Raw genomic sequence first — 20443 nt, 5'->3', positions numbered from 1 at the left:
GGCGCTGCTTAATACTGCTTGATGTCATCTATCTATTGAATATAGATTAAACCTAAATAATTAACTTCGCCCTAAATACAAAACAAACGCATGAAAATCATAACCTATAATGTAAACGGAATACGCGCAGCGGTTAAAAAAGGACTTCTTGACTGGATTAAGCAGACAGACCCAGATGTATTATTGTTGCAGGAAACCAAAGCAAATAAAGAGCAGGTAGAAATTGACTTTCTTAAAGAAACCGGCTATCACGATTACTGGTTTAGCGCACAGAAAAAAGGATATAGTGGTGTTGCAATACTTACTAAAAACGAACCCGACAATGTTGTTCACGGCACCGGCATTGATTATATGGATTTTGAAGGGCGTAATTTACGTGTAGATTTTGGTGACCTTAGCATTATGAGTATGTATCTGCCCAGCGGTACAAATGCAGATAGACTTGAGCATAAGTTTAAGTATATGGCAGATTTTCAAAAGTATGCAGATGAGCTGCGCAAAACACGACCTAATCTGGTAATAGGCGGAGATTACAATATTTGTCATGAGCCTATAGATATTCACGACCCGGTACGTCTTAAAAATGTAAGTGGCTTTTTACCTGTAGAACGCGAGTGGATGAGTGGTCTTATAAATAGTGGCTTTACAGACAGTTTTAGACACCTTAATGCAAATGTAGAGCAATACAGCTGGTGGAGTTACCGTGCAAATGCACGCGCTAATAACAAAGGCTGGCGTCTTGATTACAATATGGTAAGTGAACCGTTACAAGACGCGATTTCCAGAGCCGTAATTTTACCCGATGCTAAGCACAGTGACCATTGCCCTGCCCTTTTAGAACTAAACTATACAGGCAAATAATTTTATTAGGTAGATCACCAATAAATTAACAATGCCTGCGTTACTGAAAAACAACTTAATCACTTTATAATTATGCTAAAAAAGTTTTGCGTTATTCTATTTAGCGCTGCTACACTTACTTCGTGTGTTTCTGCAAAAGTTTACAAAGATCTAGAAGCGCGCTATGCCGGTCTTAAAGCCGAAAATCAAGATCTAGATAGAGATCTTGCTACTTCAAACCGATTAAAAAATCAGTTTGAAACCGAATCTTCCCGCTTGCGTGAAGAACTTGAAAGTGCAACAGCAGAGCGTGACCAACTCGCGAGCCAGTATGCAGCTGCCAAGAGCAATCTTGAAAATTTACAAAAATCGTACGATGCCTTAGAAGCAAACAGCTCAAAGAGTCTTGCCGAAAATTCTAAGAAAAACAGAGAATTATTAAGTGAACTTGATGAAAAACAACTCGCCCTTGCAACAGAGCAGGCCCGTCTTGAAAAACTTCAGCGGGATCTTGCAGAACGTTCGCAACGTGTAGATGAGCTTGAGTCTATGATTGCTGCTAAAGATGCAAAAATGCGTGCATTAAAAGATGCGATTTCAAAAGCTCTTGTAGATTTTGAAGGAAAAGGTTTAACGGTAGAACAGCGTAATGGTAAGGTTTATATTTCGTTAGAAAACAAATTGCTTTTTGACAGCGGTAGCTGGACGGTAGGAGCTAACGGCCGCAAAGCGGTACAGCAGTTAGGGTCTGTACTTGCAGATAATTCTGAAATTGCTGTACTCATAGAAGGGCATACAGATAATGTACCTTATAACGGCAGTGGCACAATAAACAATAACTGGGATTTATCTACAAAAAGAGCAACAGCTATTGTTGAGATTTTAAGTCAGAATTCTGCTATTAACCCACAAAACTTAACGGCTGCAGGTCGTGGAGAATATGCTCCCGTAGCGCCTAATACTACAGCAGAAGGAAAAGCAAAAAACCGAAGAATCGAAGTAATTCTAACCCCTCAACTTGACGAGGTAACAAAATTGCTTAACGAGATCTAGCTTTTTTCAGTTTTAATATTTAGTAGTCCGCTTGCAATTTGCAAGCGGATTTTTTTGTTTTAAACCTTTTTTAACAATACTTCGTATATACCTAAAATACAACCACTAAACTTTTAAAATACAATACTTAAGATTGAAAAGCACCAGTTTTCGGTTTGCTTTAAACGTAGTATTTAATTAACGATTATAAATAAAAACGAGTTTATTATGGATAGAAAAGACTTTTTGATTACAGTAGGAAAGGGTGTATTTCTGGCGTGTTCCGGCTCTTGTCTCCTGGCTGCATGCAGCACCGGCGATGATGGTGGCTCTAACGTGCCAGATACTAATGGTGGTACCGGTGGAAACCCTGTAGATGTTACGGTTAATCTAAGTGACCTCGCCACTGTAGGAGCTCAAAAAACACAAAACGGTGTTTTATTTATACGTATTAGCGAGGGAGAAACCTCAGCATCATTTGTTGCTACAGAATCATTATGCCCCCATCAGGGAGGACGTTTACTCTTTCAGGGAAGCGCTAATTTAATTGAGTGTCAATTACACGCTGCTCGCTTTGAGGTAGATGGTGGTATTATACGTGGCCCACAAAATTCATCGGGTAGTGTGCGTGCTTTAAAAATTTATACAACGACTATAAACGGATCTTCTATAACAGCTCGAAAAGCATAATTAATAGTACTTACATAATTATACAAAACTAAAAGAGCCTGCGTTTGCAGGCTCTTTTAGTTTCTTCTTAAATTTTTTCACAAAAATTAATTCCTAAAAATTCACTTCTTTACTTTTACAAAATTCAAAAAAATTAAAGAATATGCGCTACACAACGCTCCCCAATACCACTGTAAAAGTGAGTAAGATATGCCTGGGAACAATGACGTACGGTCAACAAAATACCGAAGCCGAAGGTCACGCACAACTTGACTACGCAATAGAACAAGGAGTAAACTTTATTGATACTGCAGAGCTATACAGCGTTCCTGCCAAGCCTGAAACACAGGGAAGCACAGAACGTATTATTGGTACATGGTTAGCTAAAAAAGGGAAACGTGATGATCTGGTTATTGCATCTAAAATTGCAGGTCCGGCAGCAATGTCTAAACACATTCGTACTGGTGGCTTTACAAAAGCAGAGTTTAAAGATGCCATTCACAAAAGTTTAAAGCGTCTTCAGACAGATTATCTTGATTTGTATCAATTGCACTGGCCAGAGCGCAATACCAATTACTTCGGAAAGCTAGGTTACACGCACGATGAGAACGAAAAATGGCAGGATAATTTTGCTGAAATTCTTGAAGGTTTACAGGACTTTGTAAAAGAAGGATTGATAAGACATATAGGTGTAAGTAACGAAACACCTTACGGATTGTCTCGATATCTAGAAGAAGCCCGTAAAGGATTGCCTAAAATGATAACGGTTCAAAACCCCTATAATTTATTAAACCGAAAGGATGAAGTAGGATTAACAGAGCTCTTACACCGCGAGGAAGTAGGATTACTGGCGTATTCACCGCTTGGTTTTGGCACACTTTCCGGGAAATATATTAAAGGTACAGATGCACAAGATTCTCGGGTGAATCAATTTCCGCAGTATAATAGATACTCAAATGATAATGCAGTAGCAGCAACAAAGCAGTATATAGCAATCGCAGAGAAACACGGTTTATCTATTACCCAACTTGCACTGGCTTTTGTAACAGATCGCCCGTTTATGACTGCAAATATTATAGGTGCTACCTCATTAGAGCAACTTAAAGAAAATATAGGCAGTATTAACGTCTCTCTTTCTGAAGAAATTTTAGAAGAGATAGAAACGGTACATAAGGCAATTCCAAACCCGGCTCCTTAAATTTTACAACTTATAGAATTAGATAAAACCAGATCTCAAAAAGGTCTGGTTTTTTTATTCATATAACCTCAATCGGTTTTGTGTTGCAGTTAGCTGATTTCTGAGGTCATCTACCGTGTCTAAAAGATTTAGAATCACATCAATTCCTTCAATATTAATATGCAATTCTTCAGAAATACGCACTATTTTCTCAAATGTGGGTATGCTCTCGTGATGCAGGCAATTTGTATGCGCTATACTCACAATCTCAAGCACGCCTTTATCGTGTAATTCTTCAAAAAAGGTTTGCTTTATACAATAATGTTTGCAAAGTTCGGGAACGGGTATGTAGTCTGAATGGCTCATGAGGATTGTAATTTTGAGAGTTCTTCAAATAGTTCTTTTTCTTTTTCTGATATATTTGTGGGTACTTTAATGGCATAGGTAATAAACAAATCTCCAAATTGATTTTCCTTTTTATATACAGGAAACCCTTTTCCTTTTAATTTAACCTGCGTACCGCTTTGAGTGCCCGCAGCAACTTTTAATTTTGCTTTCCCATCAAACGTGTCTACGATAAGTTCTCCACCTAAAATTGCAGTATATAAATCAAGATCTACCGTTTTATATAAATTTGCTTTATCACGCTTAAAAGCAGAATTATTTGCAATTGAGAATTGAAGCAGCAAATCACCTTTAGGTCCTCCATTTACACCTTCACCACCATAGCCCTTTATTTTTATGGTTTGCCCGTTTTCTACCCCTGCAGGTATGGTAAGTCGTATATTTTTACCATTAATGGTAATGGTGCGTTTTTCGGTTTTAAAAACCTCTTCGAGGTTTAATTGAAGTGTTGCATTAAAATCCTGACCTCTATACTGCGCAGCACGTCCTCCACGAGAACCGCCTGCGCCGCCAAACATAGAACCAAAAAAGTCTGAAAAATCGCCCGAATCATAGCCTCCGCTATACTGTGCTCTTCCGCCGCCAGGATTGCCATACGATCGTTGCTGACGTTCGGCATTTTCATAAGCATCAGCGTGTTGCCAGTCTTTACCGTACTTATCGTATTTTTTTCGGTTTTCTGGATTTCCTAAAACTTCGTTTGCCTCATTTAACTGCTTAAATTTTTCTTCGGCTTCTGCATTTCCCGGGTTAACATCAGGATGGTATTTACGTGCCATCTTGCGATATGCTTTTTTGATATCTGCTTCGGTAGCCGTTTTATCTATACCTAAAACTTTATAATAATCGATGTATGCCATTGAGAAGTTACTTAAGTTGTGTTTTATTTAAATCTTTTATTCAATAGCAAAGAATTAAACAATTCACTTCACATTAAAATTAAGGAGATTTATAGTAAAGACACGATAAGATAATTCTAAATTTTAGTTAAGTAACATGTCTTCAAGATCTGTGTAAGTTACGCTTTCGCGGAAGCAAAAACTATCCTAAACTATTTAGATAAAAAGCCAGAATGAGACCTATTGCAGTCGCAATTCCTGCCCAATAACTGTCTTCTTTATACGCCTTAGGAAAGACTTCAATAGCCAGAGAAGCTACTACCGCGCCACCGGCAAAGCAACGTATATATGCCAGTAAAGTGTCAGATACATCAGCGAGTAGTAAATTTCCTAAAAATGCTGCCAGTGATAAAATTAAGGCTGTAGCTGCCCAGAGGGTAAGTACTTTCTTTTTTGAAGCCCCGTTTTGAGTCATTTCTTTGGCGCCGCCGGCTGCTTCAGGCAAATTAGAGAGAAATATTGAGCCAGACAGTGCCGCTATGGTAAGTGGGTCTGCACCTATTAAGGCAACACCTAACGCCAGATTCTCAGGAATACCATCTAGCGTAATTGCAGCTAAAAGTCCGCCGCCACTATTTGAACCCCATTTTTGTTTGACGAGATAATCAAGACCTGTAAAAACCAGAGCCCCGGCAAAAACAATGCTCAATGCTTTACCTATAGAAGATTGTTCCATCGCTGGGTTAATCAACTCCAGCACTGCAGAAACAATTAAGGCACCGCCTGCCAATGCGACCAAAAAGCCTTCTGTTTTCTTTGATAACGAACCATAAATACCCCAAACAGCTCCCAGCAGAAGCGCTCCGGAAACTACCGCGATTACAATTAAGGTCATCATAATAAGCTTCGGTTTATCTTAAACAGCTGTGCTGAATTTTGATTGAATGGGTTATTTTATACCTAATAACTCTACATCAAAAATGAGCATTGCATACGGTGGAATATCTTCTCCTGCACCGCTTGCGCCATATGCCAATTCTGCAGGAATATATAATTGATATTTAGAACCTACTTTCATAAGCTGCAAAGCTTCTGTCCATCCTTTTATTACCTGCCCTACTCCTAACACAATAGGTTCTCCCCTTTTGTAAGAGCTGTCAAACACGGTACCGTCTAGCAAGCGTCCTTCATAATGCACCTCAACCTTATCTGAAGCGCCAGGAACTGCTCCTGAGCCTTCTTTTAATACTTTATACTGCAAACCACTTTCAGTCGCTGTAATACCCTCTTTAGTCTTATTAAGTGTCAGGAAATCTGTTTCTTCTTTTTTGTTTTTAACTTCTGCAGCTTCCCGTTGTTTTTCTTTTAAAGAACGTAGTTCAGCCTGAAATCTTCCCATAATGTCTCTGATTTCATTTTCTGAAAGCGCAAGCGTGTCGTTAAGACCTTCTTTTAAGCCGTTTTCATACTGCTTCAGGTTAAAAATAGAATCCTGCGACTCGCCAAACATACCTTTAAACTGCTTTGCTGTTGAAGCACCCATCGCGTAAGAAACCGAATCTTTAAAGGATGTAAACTTAGCAACCGGCGCTACCGGTTTTGCCATTACAACTTCTTTAGGAGTAGAGCAGTTTATAAAGCATAACGTTAAGGGTATGAGGTATAGCGCATTTTTAAATTGCATGGTATAGATTTTAAGCTTGTGATTTATTAAAACAAAAAAAGGCACTGTAATTTACAGTGCCTTTCAAAATTATGCTTTTCTTTTTTATTCTTTTACTACTTCTAGTAACTCAACATCAAAAATTAATGGCTCACCAGGTCCAATGTTAGGTTGTGATCCGCGCTCGCCGTATGCTAATGCTGAAGGAATATACAATTGATATTTTGCTCCTTCCTTCATAAGTTGTAATGCTTCTGTCCACCCTGCAATTACCTGAGTAACACCAAAAGTTACCGGCTCTCCGCGCTCATAAGAGCTGTCAAAAACAGTACCGTCTAGCAATTTACCTTCGTAGTTAACACTAACTCTATCTTCTGCTGTAGGAGTTGCTCCTGTACCTTCAGTTAATACTTTGTATTGCAGACCGCTCGCTGTTGTTACAACACCTTCTTTCTTAGCATTTTCAGCTAAAAACTCATCTTCTTTTTTCTTATTATCTGCAGCTTTAGTAGCCATTTCAGCATCTTGCTTCTTCTTTAATTCTGCTTGAAAACGCGTCATTAAACTTTGCATTTCAGCCTGAGAAAATTCAATACTATCTGTAAAACCTTTGCGTACTCCCTGCTCGTAAACATCTAAATCAAAAAGATCACCAGCGTCATCACCAAGAGCTTGTTTAAATTGAGCTCCGGTATTACCACCTATCATATACGATATTGAGTCTTTAAAGGTCTTAAGCTCTACATCTCCAGAGCCTTTTTTTGAATCATCACAATTAACCAGTGTTAATGCTACCGGCAATGCAAGAAATAATCTATTAAATTTCATTTTATATTTTTTAAAAAATTCAGTTGCAAATAACGTGATATTCTAACAGCTATAAAAATCTTTACCCGTCATTCTTTACATCTGTATTTATCTAGCTTACAAAGGCGCTGTAGCCTGTAATTGCTCTACCTACAATTAGAGAATTAATTTCTTTAGTACCTTCATAACTGTAAATTGCCTCTGCATCTGCAACAAAACGCGCCACGTCATACTCCAGTAAAATACCATTACCACCCATAACTTCGCGCGCTCTGCTTACGACATCACGCGTACGCATAGAACAAAATACTTTTGCTAAAGAAGCGTGCTCATCTTTTAACTGCCCGGCATCCTGCATCTCGCTAAGACGAAAACACATAGTCTGCATTGCTGTAAGATTAGAAACCATTTCTACCAGGTGATTCTGAATTAACTGAAAACTGGCAATAGGACGTCCAAACTGTTCCCGCTTCTTAGTATATTTTAAGGCAGCCTCGTACGCACCACGTGCGCAACCTACCGCTTGCCAAGCAACTCCTGCACGGGTCATTTGCAATACTTTTGCGGTGTCTTTAAACGATTCTGCATTTTGTAAACGATCACTTTCGGGCACTCTACAATCTGTTAAGGTGATTAATGCGTTTTGTACGGTACGTAATGCCATTTTATCCTGCATTTTTTCGGCTTTAAAACCCGAATTTTCTTTACGCACGATAAAACCTTTAACCCGGTCTGTAGCTTCGTCTCGCGCCCAGATTATGGTTATGTCTGAAAACGTAGCATTACCTATCCATTTTTTCTGGCCGTTAAGTACCCACTCCTCTCCTTCTTTACGACAAGTTGTTCCCATACCGCCCGCTACGGCAGAACCTACTTCAGGCTCTGTAAGTCCAAACGCTCCTATTTTTTCAAATTTTTGCATTTTAGGAAGCCATTCTTGTTTCTGTTCTTCGCTACCGCAAAGGTAGATTGAGCCCATCGCAAGGCCACTATGCACGCCAAAAAAGGTCGAAATAGAAACATCTACACGAGCAAGCTCCATTGCCAGAATCCCTTCCATTAAGAAAGATTGACCGGGACAACCGTATCCTTTATACGCGATACCTGCTAACCCCAGCTCAGCAAATTTGGGAATTATATGATGTGGGAATTCGGCTCTGTTCCAGAAATCATTGGCGATGGGTTTAACCTCATCTTCCATAAAGTTGCGCATCTTCATTTGCATTTCGCGCTCTTCAGGAGTTAATTTTAGAGCCATATTGTAAAAGTCCCCATCTACAGGAGGTAATTTGCGCTGGCCTTTTTTTGCCTGTGAAGTCAACATTTTCATCAGTCCTTTAAGTTGGCGATCATCAAGATTACCTACAGCACTCATCACTTGCGAGAGATCTACTTTCTCAGATAATTTTGCGAGAGCATCTAAATCAACCGATTTTAATAAGCCTATTGTATTTTTTACTTTTCCAAATAACGACATCGTTTGCGATTTTTAGTTTTCCGCTTAAAAATAACAACGATTGATCCTTTTAAAGCCAAAAAACTGTTAATAAGACGCAGCGATATTGTGCTTTTAAAAGGACTTTACCAAACTTTGATGAATGTACGCCCGCTGGGAATCCTGAGTTGCAATATGCATCCAATCGTTGACAACTCCTAAAACCTGAATGGTATCATTTCGGTTTAAAACACCTATTTTTTTTGCTTTCGCGGAAGCGGAATTTCTCAAATTAGCCACATTGTTTTTAATTAAATAGTCTAATGGTGCATCAGCATCTACTTCAGCAGCTTTCAAACCGGTTTCTTGTTTTAAAAACGAAAGCGGATTAATTGCTCCAGTGCCTCTGCCGTAAATACCAAAATGCAAATGAGGCGGAGTGGTTCTTGCATTACCGGTGTTTCCTACTAATCCTAAGGTGTCACCGCTTTTTACACGCTGCCCGTCTCGTGCGATTATACTATCTAGATGTGCATAATACAGCGAATTACCAAACAAACCTTCCCGCAACCACACTTGTTTACCGCCTAATCCCCTATTTCCAGTTCTGCCCACAATACCGTCTACACTTGCAAGTACAGGAGTCCCGCGATCTGCAAAAATATCTACGCCTTCGTGACTGCGCTTACCGCCATCACGCGATGCTCCCCAATAACTTTGTATGGCCTTTTCTGAAATATCCGCTACGGGGAAACTATAGGCCGGTGTACTAGAAAGACTAAATGTGAATGTTGATTGTGCTCCTAATTGAGGCTGAACCACAATTTTATAATCTCCTTCTTTTTTTGTTGAAAAGCGCAACTTTTTAGAATTGTATTCTGCCTGCTCAATTAAATTGAAATGTGCTAAACTATCTGAAGTTTTCTCATAGAGGTCAATAAATACTAACGGATTTAACGTGTCTGTCTGCAACGCAAACGTATAGCTACGCCCACGTTCTAATCGAAGATCATAACTATAAACCGGAAATCGTTCTGGGTTGAATCTCCCTGATTCTAAGTAAGGTGAATCTATGGTTAAACTATCTTTTAAAGCATTTGTAAACGCCGTTTTCCATAGGGTGTATGGTAGTGAGTCTGTCTTAAAGTTGCGGGCATAAATCTCCCGGGCAGTGGGTTGGGTTATAAAATCTGTTGCCTTAGTAAGCTTATCGCAAGACACCATAAGCAATACAAAAGCACAGCCGACAAATCGAAGGAATAGGTTTTTCATTTTCTGTTTTATAGCAGACTATTATGTACAGAAATTATGCCAGTACGTAAATCTAAAACAAAGACAGTTGCCCCGGTCTGTATTGCTCAAACAAATCGCAGTTAAGCGGTTCTTTCTCGCGACCTTTCAGATATTTTTTACGACCTAATTCCATTTGTGTCTGTATCTGGTTTGCAAACTCTCCGCTACCCTTCATTCTCCTTCCATATTGCGAATCGTTGAGATTTCCGCCGTGACACGCCGCTATTTGATTGAGTACTTTATCTGCGCGGTCTGGCATTGCAGAACGTATCCACTTTTCAAAAATACCGCCTATAGCCCCATTTAAACGCACTACGGTATACCCCACCGAACTTGCGCCGTGATCTGCTGCAGCCTTTATTAGCGGTAAAACTTCATGGCTATTTATTCCTGGAATAATGGGAGCTGTCATCACCCGTACCGGCACGCCCATATCGGTAAGTTTTTTAACCGTCTCTAATCGTTTTTTGACACTTGCCGTACGCGGCTCGAGTAAACGTCTGGTTTTTTCTTCGAGCGATGTTATAGACATATTTACGTGTATCAAATTATACGCGGCAAGTTCTTTAAGAATATCAAAATCCCGCTGAATGAGTGCATTTTTAGTAATAATCCCCACAGGATGCCGGTATTTTAGAAAGGTCTCAAGCAGACTTCGGGTGATTTTAAATTGTTTTTCTGCAGGCTGGTAACAGTCTGTATTACCCGATAGGACAATAGGAGTGGCTTTCCACGATTTTTTAGTGAGGTGTTTTTCGAGTAAACGTACCGCATTGCGCTTCACTAAAATGCGGCTTTCAAAATCAAGACCGGCACTATATCCCCAATATTCGTGCGAGTTACGGGCATAACAATACACACAACCGTGCTCGCAGCCCTGGTACGGATTTAAAGAATATCCCATTCCCACGTCTGGACTTTCAACTTTATTTACAATCGTCTTTGGGAATGTATCTATAAAAAGCGTTTTTAGGTTTTGAGGTTCGTCACCTTCCTGATTGCAGTGGTTTAGAAAATCATCCCGCATCTCGTGGCTGTGTGCCGAAAATCTATTAGTTACATTTTGCTGCGCCCCTCTGCCTTTTAAATATTCTCCGGGAATTTGCATAAATAGGATTTATTACAAATATATGGAATATTTCCTATTTTTAAATGAAAATATTACATTGAAGATAGGTTTGGTGGGTAAGTTAATTGTTTGGAGAATTAGTGGCTTGTGCAACGGTTACCGTTGTTGCCTGCAGTTATTTCTTGTTTTCCTTCAAATTCTTTGTCCAAAACATGAACCCAACTATTCGGATTATTTTTGGTTTCTTTAATTAATTCAGGATTACTCTTGTTCATATTGACTTAATTCAAATAATAGGTGGTTTTTCATATCCACAGCAGAAACATGAACAGTATTAAAATCCGAATTAGGAAATCCTGCTAAATCTACGTTCTCTTTTTCCAAATCAGTCAGCCATTCCATAAAATTGTGAATGTCGCATTCAACCACTTTGTAGTTTTTCCAGTCGTCAGTCAGAAATAATTCAGCAAATTCTTTTTCTGGCCAAACAGGGATAACGCTCAAATCATTCGAACCAATCATAACATATTTATCTTCGACGTCCGTAATTAGATAGATTCTTTCAAAGTCAGCTACTTTTCTCAACAGATATCCGTATCTCTCTTTCGAGTCAAGTGCAAAAATGTTATTTATTTTCGGTTGGTTCATTCAAATGTTTTACAACGCTTGGGCTATGAGTAGTTGCTTGGGTCAGCACTTAACTTTGCAAGTACACACCAAATTGAAAATCCGTGAGGATTTTCAGAAGTAGGTAATAACAAGCAATTACTTAAAGCCATTGTTGTAGCACGTTTTTTTAATTCAGAATTTCAGTTAAACTTCTGAAGTTGTCAATTATATAGTTTGGTTTTTGTTTTTCTAATTTTTCCCTTGTGTTGTTGCCATAAGTTACTCCGCACGTATCGACATAAGCCCTTTTTCCCATTTCAATGTCAAAAATTGTATCCCCAACAACTAAGCATTCATTCAATTGATAGTTGTATTTATCGATTATGAGATTTACGATGTCAGGTGATGGTTTTTTATTTTTTGCATCCTCTTCTCCACCTACAAATGAAAAAATATCATAGATGTTTTGCTTTTTGAGAATCTTAATTAATGCAGCTTTTCCTTTACTTGATGCAACAGTTAAATTTATTCCTTTAGAATGAAAATCCAACAAGGTTTCTTTTACACCATCAAAAAGAGAAATTGTGTCGATTACAATTTCATTATAATGTTCACGATAAATCAAAGTCGCCTCCTCAATCAATTTTTCGTCAAGTAAAAAGGCTTTTTCGAAGGTAGTTTTCAGAGGTAACCCTATCAAACTTTCTATTAGATTTTCATCAACGTTTTGGAGATTAAAACTATGGGCAACAAATTTCATAGTTTGTATAATGCTTTCTTTTGTGTCGGCTAATGTGCCATCAAAATCTAGAATAAGAGTTTTATATTTCATTCTGGTTTACATTCTTTTCAAATGTGCTACAACTCCTTATATCCAAACAAATATACTTGTTTATAGAAGTGATTAACTGGATATCTAAACTTTTTTACACTGATTATCAGGGCCTTTTTTTAAATAGAAAAACCGCTAAAAAGCGGTTTAACAGAATGAGATTTCTAAAAATTAAAGGTTTGTGCAACGGTTAGCGGTGTTGGCTGCAGTTATTTTTCTTTTTTTCTCATTTGCGCTTTATAGTAAGCTGCCCACATTATTAATATTATCCCTAAAGAACTAAATAATATACCTGAAGTTTTGTTAGTAAAATACAATGAATAAAATAATGCTCCGACCGCTGCAATCGTCATAATTATTAACACGTAAAACATCAATTTGTACTCAAACATCGATTTTTTCCTAACAATTTCTAAATTGTTTTCATTCTTGTAATTTGATATGTTGGACTCAAAATAATCTGTAAACTTTTCAAATGAAGATGCGTCACAAAAGTTGTCATTGGCAGTAATTTGATGCTTTTTGCCACTCTTTAATTTCACTTTAAAAATTACCCCATTGTAGTGATCAATCTTATAATTTTCAATTTCATTCAAATCAATAGTCAACATTTCGGTGTCAAGCTTAAGAAAAAGAACTCCATTTTTAATTAGTCCTTTTCCAAACCTTTTTATGTTTTTCTTGAAAATAAAGAATATGATTACAGGAATGGAAAAACTCAAAACAAGAGTTATATCAGTTTTGTCAAGAAGATTTGTAAAAACCAAAATCAATAAGATTAGTGAGCCAAAACATATTCCAAGAAGTCCGAGAGTATATTTTGTACTGGTATAGGTAAAATCTTGTTCTGTTATTGATTTGTTGTCAATTACTTTCAATTGTGGTGGTTTTAGGTAATTCATAGCCATAGGAGAATCAATATTTAGATTCGAAACATTCTCGGTTCGACAATTGTTACAAATGACTGGTGTTTTTTTTGTTCTATTGACATTTTTTTTGTCTAATGTGTTAAAACGGTTTGGTATAAGAAAAGTTGCGATTTTGTCAGCGAGGATTTTCCGCAGGAAAATCGGATGCAAGCAAACAAGCACTAACTTTTGGTTTAGGAATAAACTTGCGCATTATTTTTATACAATGTTGTAGCACGTTTTTTGTTTTTTAGTTCAATTCGTAATTAATTGTCTTTTTGTTTTCACTGTTTAAAAGAAAAAAACCACTTTCATTTATAAAGTCAATTTGTAATTCTTTTGGCTGAAATGGTATTTCATCAAATTGCAGAGAGTCCATTACAAATTTGGCGATTGTTAATCCACGTTTATTAGAGTATTCATTGTCAGACATAATTTTTTCGATATCGGTTGGGTTTTTAATTTCGACAGATATAAACTTTCTGTCTTCAGTCAATTCGCCATTGGTTTTTGTCTCTACAGTTTTAAAGTCAAAACTTATAGTTTCTGCATTATATTTATCGGCTAAAAATTGTTCCGTTGCCGTCATTTTTGCTTCATCCGAATTACATCCGATACATAGACAACTGATTAAAGTCATTAAGTGAATTTTCAATTTCATAGGTTTTTCTCAAATGTGCTACAACTCCTTATATCCAAACAAATATACTTTTTTACAAAAGTGATTTACGGGATATCAGAACTTTTTTGTGCTGATCATCAGGGCTTTTATTAAAATAGAAAAACCGCTTAAAAGCGGTTTAAATACGTGATGTTTTCTAAGAATTAAGGCTTGTGCAACGGTTACCGGTGTTAGCACCTGTTTTTTTTATAAACTATAATTAATATAATAGTTGAAATTACTATAACAAATAAACCAGGTCGAATTTCAAAAGCTCGCCTAAAGCTCCAACCAAATAATCCGATTAGGTATAAGGATAAACATATAACTTGAATTATTATATATTTCATTTTGTTTTTAATAAATCCCAGTGAATTTATTATAACTGTTAATCCTACAGTAATAGCACTTATACTTAAAAACCAATTGTAAAAGTGATAATCATTCAAGTAAGTATATCCATTCCAACCATCATATTTTGTGTAAATCTTTTCGAACCCTGAATATCCTCTTGAAATCCGTATCCATACTGTAAAAGAACTTATGATTATTGCCAATGTTAAAAAAATTGACCCAATCAAGTTTTTATCTAATTGGAATTTTTTTTCATTTTCGATCATTTCTATTTCTAAAACATCAAAGATTAACCGAAGCGTTTTATTTCTAGGATTTGTTTCATTATTTTCTATACGCTGAATTGTTCTTAAATTTACTTTCGAAGATTCCGCTAGATTTTCTTGGGATAAACCTTTTTTTAAGCGCACTTTTTTGATTTTTTCTCCGATTTTTCTCATTATTTACTATTTTTATTTTGGAGCTAAAATATTTAAAGATTATTAATTTTATAGCGGCTTATTGACGACATTCTTACGGCATTCACTGAATTTTATGATTATAGGTACATTCAAGGTGCTAACGGTCTCGTATAACCGTCAGTTATGGGTTAATAAGCGTTAATATTCGGGCACAGGCTTTAGCAATTCTGAGTGGATTCGGACGTAGTCGAATCCGCCGTAATTGCGGTTATACATTATTGTGCAACGTTTTTATCATTCGCTCAACTCGTTTTTCCGCTTCCGCAATTGTGATTCCTTTTTCCCAATCCGAAATCAATTTATGTTCGTTTTGGTGAGGAATTATTTCTGGTCTAATTCCACCTTTTCTTGTGTTCAGATTTACGTGTAATCCCAAAGTACTTTCTTCATAATCTGGAATGTCATTACTTATCATTCCGAAATAGGTTTTTTCTTCAGCGTTATTTTTGAAGTCAGCTTCATATTCGTTAAAACTCTTTTCACTTAAAGAAACCCAAACTCCATAATCCAAATTTTCGCAAGCATCATTAATTTGAATTGTCAATACAGTTCTTATAAATCTGTCAGTTTGGTCTTCGTGAGTTATTATGCAAAAATCACTTGAAATTTCAGCAATTTCTTTTTTGTCTTTTTCGTTCAGAATTTCATAATAGAAAGGTGTAATAAATCCAAGAGCTGGTAATTCATCGTGAATTTCTCCACAAGTCGAACATTTAAATTCGGAAGACTTTTGTTTTTTTCTAAATAAATCAAAAATTCCCATATTTCGTTTACTCAGACTTTAATCCTAACCATATTTTTCTATAGTTTAGAAAATGTATGATACAAGTTTCACGTAATTCAAAAAATTGTCTACCTGACCTCTCTGAGACATACCAATCAAAAAATCCATCGTCAAAAGTATCTGGCATTATTTGAAAATAAGGTGCATTACTCTCTAATTCCACATCGTTAGATTTGCCCCATTTTCTATGAGCTCCTTGCGCAAAAACATAGTCGCAACCTGTAAATTGTTTTAGATAAGCCCTTGCTTCTTTCTCATTAAGGTATTCATTTTTTAATTCCATTTAGTTTTTGTTTTGATTGGTCAATCTCGGTTTTCGCAACTGTTGCACAACTCCCTATATCCAAACAAATATAATTGTTTACAGAAGTGAATTACGAGATATTAAATCATTTTTATGTTGATTTTCAGTGATTTTATATAAAAAGAAAAAACCGCTTAAAAGCGGTTCAACGGAATGTGATTTCTATAAATTAAAGTCTTGTGCAACGGTTACCGGTGTTGGCAAACGTTATTTTTTCCGTTATTCTGGCATCCTTAATTACCTCAGACGGATAATTATATAGTTCTAAAATTTTGATTGCGTTTCTCGTTTTTAATTCACCTTCTTTAAGTTTATAGTCAAAATTTAATTTGTTGTTTTCTACTTGTTCACTGAAATGAAATAACTCAAAATTTTCTTTACTTAATATATCGGTTAACTCAATATCGTGAGTTGAAACCAAAACAATATTTTTACCTTTATTGAGATACGATAAAATAGCCTTACTTCCAGAAATTCTCTCAATTGTATTTGTTCCTTTAAAAATCTCGTCTAAGACAAATAAATGAGGAACTTTGCCTTTAGATACATCTATTAATTTTTTGATGGTCAAAACTTCTTCAAGATAATAGCTTGTATTTTCTAGCAAGTCATCTGTAATTCTAATCGAAGAATATATTTTTAAAAAAGGGGCAATATATTCTTTAGCAAAACAGATGTTTAAAGTTTGAGCTAAAATACTATTTATGGAAATTGACCTTATGAAGGTTGTTTTTCCCGACATATTTGAACCTGTCAACAATAAACTTTTGTTTGTTAAACTTAAATCATTAACAACGCAGTTTTTTATCAATGGATGAGAAATTTCTTTGACTTTTATTTCTTTGTCTTCTGTGAATTTTGGAGAACATAAATTATAATCACTTGCTTTTAGTGAAGCATTAGAAATAGCAGAATCAATTTCTCCTATAAAATGAAACATTTTTTTTAGTTCTTCTCTTTTCGTTGTAATTGAGTCAATGAAACTGTAAAAAATTAGATATTCTAAATTGAAAATTACTTTTATAAATTCAGATATTAGCCAAACTACTGATGCAAATTCGTTATCAATGTTTTTCTCAAAACTAATAAATGCAGTTTTGAGCTTTATTTTTTCTATTTCTTTAATGAAGGATGTGTTTGGGAAATGATGTTTAACTTCTTGAAAACTTGCTATTTTCTTGGAAACATTTAATGCCTTGGAAAGTTGGCTTACACCATCAAGATAATTTGATACATTCCATTTATTTTTATAATGAAATGCCATATTTAAAGCAAGTATTGGAATTAGAAATATAAAAAAAATGGGAAAGAATATACCTAAGAGGATAAAAGATGTTGATAAACCTGTTAATGTATATATTAACCATAATATTTTTGGCTTTTTAACGGGTTTTGAAGTTACCAAATCCTCAAAGTTATAAGAATCATTAGAGTTCAGCTTACTCAACTCCAATTGGCTTTTTAGTCTTAAATTTTGATTTTTTTCGAAAAGAAGAACAAGTATATTGAATTTCATCAATTTATCTTGGTTTTCAATTGTTCTTAATTTATAGTAGAGAAATTGTTGACCTATTTTTGAAGAAGTTCTGTCAATTATTTTAAATGTTTCGTTAATATCCAAATCAGATGCACATCTGTCTGAGATTATGTGAAATGCTTTTTCTTTTTGGTTATTATTTTGAAAATATTTTTCGATGGAGCCAAAATGGAATTCATCTTTTATTTTATGTTTGCCCCAATTATTTATTAAATCATTTTTGATTTTTCTTAACGACTTTTTCTTTCTGAAGTTAGTGATTATAAACAGTAAAATTAAAAAGATAATTATTCCTAAAATCCAACTCATATATTTTCAGACGATTTTTTTATGTTTACTACGTGTTTGTGTATGATTTCGTTGCGTTTTTCAGCAACTAATTTAGCAAATACAAACCGAATAGAAAGTCCGCGATGACTCTCGTAAGTAGGCTAGAACTAGCAATAAATTATAAACGGCTTAAGTTTGATTCTCTTTAAATTGATAGTATAAATCAGAAAGAACAAAGAGAGGATTAAGGTTATGATATACGCTGAAGTGTTAGATTTTGTCAACATTGATAATCCCCTCTCTTTGTTAGCATTAGTTTTTTATTTCACAACGTACCTAATTCCAATAAATCCACGAATAAAAACGTCTTCAAAGTCAATTTCATATAACGGATTTAATTCAATATTAAATGATAAGTTTTTCAAACTCTCAAATGGTTTAATTCCGATTCCAATAGGTATAACTATTCCATTAATATTATTTAATACAATTCCAGCTCCGATATATGTTTCATATTTTTCTTTTTTCACTAAATTATAATTCAGGACTATTTCTGGTGTTATATTTTCAATATTTGTTCCAGAATATAATCTAAAGTCCGTCCATAATGTGTCGTTAAATTCGTACCCAATTGCAATTTTAGAGTTTGATTCATTCTGATAAAAGGATGCAGATATTTGGGAATAACTGTTAGAGAAGATTATTCCTAGAATTAATGAAAAAATTAGTTTTTTAGTTTTCATTTCGTAGATTATTTTTAATTATTGAATTTTGAGTTGGTCCGTTAAGTTCTTGAATTCGGGGTACGATTTTCATTCAAATGTTTGCCAACGTGTTTGTGTATGATTTCGTTGCGTGTTTCAGCAACTAAATTAGCAAATACAAACCGAATAGAAAATCCGCGAGGATTTTCGTAAGTAGGCTAGAACTAGCAATAAATTATATATGTTGTCGTGGTGTCGTTTTTTTATTCAATTCGTTTTCCAGTTTTATCTATTTCAAACCAACTTTCACTTTCAGAACGTAAATGTTCATCCAAGTCATAATACAAATAACAATCGTAAGTTACTGATGCAATTCCATTCTCAAAATTCGAAGCACATTCAAATTGCGGTTTGATTATAATTTCTCCTTTTTCATTCGCAAAACCAATTTTTCCATTTTTCTTAATTCTGAATAAACCTTCAGAAATATAATCAGGTCCATTGTCATAAATATATACTTCAAAAATTCTTTCTCCTTTCCGATTTATTCCAATTAAATCATAAGTTTCTTTTTCAAGTACAATTCCGAATGTTGTAATAGTATCTTTAAATGTGAAGTATATTTTTTTAGATGAAATTATAGTATCTCCTTTTCGATTCACAAAAGCAAAATCATCTCCCATTTCATAAAACTCATTTTTTGAAATTCTGAATAAAGTGTCTTTTGTATTTAATTCAGTTAATACAAAATATTCATTCTCATTTGTAGCTGGTTTGAATCTTTTCGAACAAGAAAAAAGTGATAGAATAAAAATTATAATTATTAAATTTTTCATTTTGTTGATTCGAGTGAGAAATGCACCACAACGGCTCCGTATATGAAAAGTAGCGCTGAAAATAAGCTGTTAATCTTCGGATTAAACACAAGCCGAATTTTTAAATTTTACTATTTATCTTTTTATTTAAAATCGTCAATTTTAAATATTTGGCGACTTTCCAAAAATGCCCAAGCCTTAGTGTTAGCAAAGACTTGCGCTATTTTTTATATACATTGTTAGCAACTGGGCTTTGCATACTATTCCTCAATTGCAACGTTTAAATAATCCACCAAAGGTTTAACTGTTACGAAATAATCAAGGATTTTTTCCGAAATCTGGTTCGATTGAATTTCCTTATCCGATATTGGTTCCTGTGTATAAAATCCTTTCATTTTTAGAAATTCGATTGCAGGATTGTCATCTTCAAATTCTTTAGGACTTCTGACAAGAGTTCCAGAATTATGGATTCCACTTGGAAATTTTGTTTGGAAATCTTTGTTATTGATAATTTTATTCCATTCGTCGAAGGAAGCGTTAATTTCACTTCTTATTTTTTTCAGTTCGGAAGATTGCGGATTATAAACTCCACCTCCTACAAAACAATTATTCGGTTCAATATGCACATAGTAGAAAGCACAAGGACTGTTTTTTCCGTTCCGATTCAGCACAATGTAATAGCCCGTTTTATACGGTGTTTTGTCTTTAGAGAATCGCAAGTCTCGATTTAGTCTTGTAATACACTTTTTTGGATTTAAGTCCGCTTTTGCAATTCCTAAATCAAATTCAGATACCGAATTGATAAGAGTTTGGGTCATATTTAAGATATCATCTTTCGCAAAATTATAATCCGACCTATTTTCGTCCAGCCATTCTTTAGAATTATTGGAAGTTAATTTTTTTAAAAATCCGAGTGTTTTTTTATCTATCATTTGATGAACTCCTAATTTTTATTTTTATCTCGATGTTTTTTCA

The 20443-nt window shown here is 35.2% G+C and carries 23 protein-coding genes; 4 read left to right on the top strand and 19 right to left on the bottom strand.

Features of this window, described 5'->3' with window-relative positions:
- The first annotated feature begins 90 nt into the window (after window positions 1-90).
- The 4 genes from P164_RS15265 (at window position 91) to P164_RS15250 (ending at window position 3739) form a co-directional block, all read left to right on the top strand.
- Window positions 91-861: an exodeoxyribonuclease III gene (locus tag P164_RS15265; RefSeq protein WP_028377199.1), complete on the top strand. Its 771-nt coding sequence runs from the start codon at window positions 91-93 to the stop codon at window positions 859-861.
- Between the two features lie 72 nt (window positions 862-933).
- Window positions 934-1893 (top strand): OmpA family protein, encoded by a 960-nt coding sequence (locus P164_RS15260; RefSeq protein WP_028377198.1) that lies wholly within the window; start codon window positions 934-936, stop codon window positions 1891-1893.
- A 207-nt stretch (window positions 1894-2100) separates the two neighbouring features.
- Entirely contained in the window at window positions 2101-2562 is a 462-nt protein-coding gene (locus P164_RS15255; protein ID WP_028377197.1) for a ubiquinol-cytochrome c reductase iron-sulfur subunit, read from the top strand.
- Window positions 2563-2704: 142 nt separating this feature from the next.
- Complete coding sequence (locus tag P164_RS15250; protein ID WP_028377196.1) at window positions 2705-3739, top strand: NADP(H)-dependent aldo-keto reductase; 1035 nt, start codon at window positions 2705-2707, stop codon at window positions 3737-3739.
- A gap of 54 nt (window positions 3740-3793) precedes the next feature.
- Here the strand turns inward: P164_RS15250 and P164_RS15245 are convergent, their stop codons facing one another.
- The 19 genes from P164_RS15245 to P164_RS15155 all read right to left on the bottom strand — a co-directional run bounded on the left by P164_RS15245 (window position 3794) and on the right by P164_RS15155 (window position 20400).
- Entirely contained in the window at window positions 3794-4084 is a 291-nt protein-coding gene (locus tag P164_RS15245; RefSeq protein ID WP_028377195.1) for a chaperone modulator CbpM, read from the bottom strand.
- A complete protein-coding gene (locus P164_RS15240) occupies window positions 4081-4983 on the bottom strand; it encodes a DnaJ C-terminal domain-containing protein (RefSeq protein WP_028377194.1) in 903 nt (300 codons plus the stop codon). The genes P164_RS15245 and P164_RS15240 overlap by 4 nt, the downstream gene beginning before the upstream one ends.
- A 181-nt stretch (window positions 4984-5164) precedes the next feature.
- The gene (locus tag P164_RS15235; RefSeq protein ID WP_028377193.1) at window positions 5165-5860 is read right to left on the bottom strand and encodes a ZIP family metal transporter; all 696 of its coding nucleotides are present in this window, start codon (window positions 5858-5860) and stop codon (window positions 5165-5167) included.
- A 51-nt stretch (window positions 5861-5911) separates the two neighbouring features.
- The gene (locus tag P164_RS19115; protein WP_028377192.1) at window positions 5912-6646 is read right to left on the bottom strand and encodes an FKBP-type peptidyl-prolyl cis-trans isomerase; all 735 of its coding nucleotides are present in this window, start codon (window positions 6644-6646) and stop codon (window positions 5912-5914) included.
- Window positions 6647-6730: 84 nt separating this feature from the next.
- Window positions 6731-7453: an FKBP-type peptidyl-prolyl cis-trans isomerase gene (locus P164_RS19110; RefSeq protein ID WP_028377191.1), complete on the bottom strand. Its 723-nt coding sequence runs from the start codon at window positions 7451-7453 to the stop codon at window positions 6731-6733.
- A gap of 91 nt (window positions 7454-7544) precedes the next feature.
- Entirely contained in the window at window positions 7545-8909 is a 1365-nt protein-coding gene (locus P164_RS15220) for an acyl-CoA dehydrogenase family protein (RefSeq protein ID WP_028377190.1), read from the bottom strand.
- Between the two features lie 93 nt (window positions 8910-9002).
- Window positions 9003-10139, bottom strand: a complete 1137-nt coding sequence (locus tag P164_RS15215) for a M23 family metallopeptidase (RefSeq protein WP_028377189.1) — start codon at window positions 10137-10139, stop codon at window positions 9003-9005.
- Window positions 10140-10191: 52 nt separating this feature from the next.
- The gene (locus P164_RS15210) at window positions 10192-11268 is read right to left on the bottom strand and encodes a PA0069 family radical SAM protein (protein ID WP_028377188.1); all 1077 of its coding nucleotides are present in this window, start codon (window positions 11266-11268) and stop codon (window positions 10192-10194) included.
- Between the two features lie 222 nt (window positions 11269-11490).
- On the bottom strand, window positions 11491-11877 hold the full coding sequence (locus tag P164_RS15205) for a DUF2750 domain-containing protein (RefSeq protein ID WP_028377187.1): 387 nt from the start codon (window positions 11875-11877) through the stop codon (window positions 11491-11493).
- 148 nt (window positions 11878-12025) lie between these two features.
- On the bottom strand, window positions 12026-12670 hold the full coding sequence (locus tag P164_RS15200) for an HAD family hydrolase (RefSeq protein ID WP_028377186.1): 645 nt from the start codon (window positions 12668-12670) through the stop codon (window positions 12026-12028).
- A gap of 209 nt (window positions 12671-12879) precedes the next feature.
- The gene (locus P164_RS15195; RefSeq protein WP_125411786.1) at window positions 12880-13548 is read right to left on the bottom strand and encodes a hypothetical protein; all 669 of its coding nucleotides are present in this window, start codon (window positions 13546-13548) and stop codon (window positions 12880-12882) included.
- Between the two features lie 280 nt (window positions 13549-13828).
- Window positions 13829-14218, bottom strand: a complete 390-nt coding sequence (locus P164_RS15190; protein ID WP_125411785.1) for a hypothetical protein — start codon at window positions 14216-14218, stop codon at window positions 13829-13831.
- A 212-nt stretch (window positions 14219-14430) separates the two neighbouring features.
- Window positions 14431-15033: a helix-turn-helix domain-containing protein gene (locus tag P164_RS15185; protein ID WP_081817388.1), complete on the bottom strand. Its 603-nt coding sequence runs from the start codon at window positions 15031-15033 to the stop codon at window positions 14431-14433.
- Window positions 15034-15262: 229 nt separating this feature from the next.
- Window positions 15263-15817, bottom strand: a complete 555-nt coding sequence (locus tag P164_RS15180) for a DUF2199 domain-containing protein (RefSeq protein ID WP_051621374.1) — start codon at window positions 15815-15817, stop codon at window positions 15263-15265.
- A gap of 7 nt (window positions 15818-15824) precedes the next feature.
- The gene (locus tag P164_RS15175) at window positions 15825-16121 is read right to left on the bottom strand and encodes a hypothetical protein (protein ID WP_028377182.1); all 297 of its coding nucleotides are present in this window, start codon (window positions 16119-16121) and stop codon (window positions 15825-15827) included.
- Between the two features lie 190 nt (window positions 16122-16311).
- The gene (locus P164_RS15170; RefSeq protein WP_028377181.1) at window positions 16312-17988 is read right to left on the bottom strand and encodes a MutS-related protein; all 1677 of its coding nucleotides are present in this window, start codon (window positions 17986-17988) and stop codon (window positions 16312-16314) included.
- Window positions 17989-18269: 281 nt separating this feature from the next.
- Complete coding sequence (locus tag P164_RS15165) at window positions 18270-18692, bottom strand: hypothetical protein (protein WP_051621373.1); 423 nt, start codon at window positions 18690-18692, stop codon at window positions 18270-18272.
- A 224-nt stretch (window positions 18693-18916) separates the two neighbouring features.
- The gene (locus P164_RS15160) at window positions 18917-19489 is read right to left on the bottom strand and encodes a WG repeat-containing protein (RefSeq protein ID WP_051621372.1); all 573 of its coding nucleotides are present in this window, start codon (window positions 19487-19489) and stop codon (window positions 18917-18919) included.
- Window positions 19490-19728: 239 nt separating this feature from the next.
- Window positions 19729-20400: a DUF2461 domain-containing protein gene (locus tag P164_RS15155; RefSeq protein WP_028377179.1), complete on the bottom strand. Its 672-nt coding sequence runs from the start codon at window positions 20398-20400 to the stop codon at window positions 19729-19731.
- Window positions 20401-20443 lie beyond the last annotated feature (43 nt).

The organism is Leeuwenhoekiella sp. MAR_2009_132, from assembly GCF_000687915.1.
GTDB lineage: Bacteria > Bacteroidota > Bacteroidia > Flavobacteriales > Flavobacteriaceae > Leeuwenhoekiella.
Note: the sequence above shows the minus strand (reverse complement) of the source record. Positions and strands in the feature narration are given on the sequence as shown.

Coding starts and splice junctions, on each gene's coding strand:
- P164_RS15265 (WP_028377199.1), top strand. CDS start 91: ATGAAAATCATAACCTATAATGTAAACGGAATACGCGCAGCGGTTAAA.
- P164_RS15260 (WP_028377198.1), top strand. CDS start 934: ATGCTAAAAAAGTTTTGCGTTATTCTATTTAGCGCTGCTACACTTACT.
- P164_RS15255 (WP_028377197.1), top strand. CDS start 2,101: ATGGATAGAAAAGACTTTTTGATTACAGTAGGAAAGGGTGTATTTCTG.
- P164_RS15250 (WP_028377196.1), top strand. CDS start 2,705: ATGCGCTACACAACGCTCCCCAATACCACTGTAAAAGTGAGTAAGATA.
- P164_RS15245 (WP_028377195.1), bottom strand. CDS start 4,084: ATGAGCCATTCAGACTACATACCCGTTCCCGAACTTTGCAAACATTAT.
- P164_RS15240 (WP_028377194.1), bottom strand. CDS start 4,983: ATGGCATACATCGATTATTATAAAGTTTTAGGTATAGATAAAACGGCT.
- P164_RS15235 (WP_028377193.1), bottom strand. CDS start 5,860: ATGATGACCTTAATTGTAATCGCGGTAGTTTCCGGAGCGCTTCTGCTG.
- P164_RS19115 (WP_028377192.1), bottom strand. CDS start 6,646: ATGCAATTTAAAAATGCGCTATACCTCATACCCTTAACGTTATGCTTT.
- P164_RS19110 (WP_028377191.1), bottom strand. CDS start 7,453: ATGAAATTTAATAGATTATTTCTTGCATTGCCGGTAGCATTAACACTG.
- P164_RS15220 (WP_028377190.1), bottom strand. CDS start 8,909: ATGTCGTTATTTGGAAAAGTAAAAAATACAATAGGCTTATTAAAATCG.
- P164_RS15215 (WP_028377189.1), bottom strand. CDS start 10,139: ATGAAAAACCTATTCCTTCGATTTGTCGGCTGTGCTTTTGTATTGCTT.
- P164_RS15210 (WP_028377188.1), bottom strand. CDS start 11,268: ATGCAAATTCCCGGAGAATATTTAAAAGGCAGAGGGGCGCAGCAAAAT.
- P164_RS15205 (WP_028377187.1), bottom strand. CDS start 11,877: ATGAACCAACCGAAAATAAATAACATTTTTGCACTTGACTCGAAAGAG.
- P164_RS15200 (WP_028377186.1), bottom strand. CDS start 12,670: ATGAAATATAAAACTCTTATTCTAGATTTTGATGGCACATTAGCCGAC.
- P164_RS15190 (WP_125411785.1), bottom strand. CDS start 14,218: ATGACTTTAATCAGTTGTCTATGTATCGGATGTAATTCGGATGAAGCA.
- P164_RS15185 (WP_081817388.1), bottom strand. CDS start 15,033: ATGAGAAAAATCGGAGAAAAAATCAAAAAAGTGCGCTTAAAAAAAGGT.
- P164_RS15180 (WP_051621374.1), bottom strand. CDS start 15,817: ATGGGAATTTTTGATTTATTTAGAAAAAAACAAAAGTCTTCCGAATTT.
- P164_RS15175 (WP_028377182.1), bottom strand. CDS start 16,121: ATGGAATTAAAAAATGAATACCTTAATGAGAAAGAAGCAAGGGCTTAT.
- P164_RS15170 (WP_028377181.1), bottom strand. CDS start 17,988: ATGAGTTGGATTTTAGGAATAATTATCTTTTTAATTTTACTGTTTATA.
- P164_RS15165 (WP_051621373.1), bottom strand. CDS start 18,692: ATGAAAACTAAAAAACTAATTTTTTCATTAATTCTAGGAATAATCTTC.
- P164_RS15160 (WP_051621372.1), bottom strand. CDS start 19,489: ATGAAAAATTTAATAATTATAATTTTTATTCTATCACTTTTTTCTTGT.
- P164_RS15155 (WP_028377179.1), bottom strand. CDS start 20,400: ATGATAGATAAAAAAACACTCGGATTTTTAAAAAAATTAACTTCCAAT.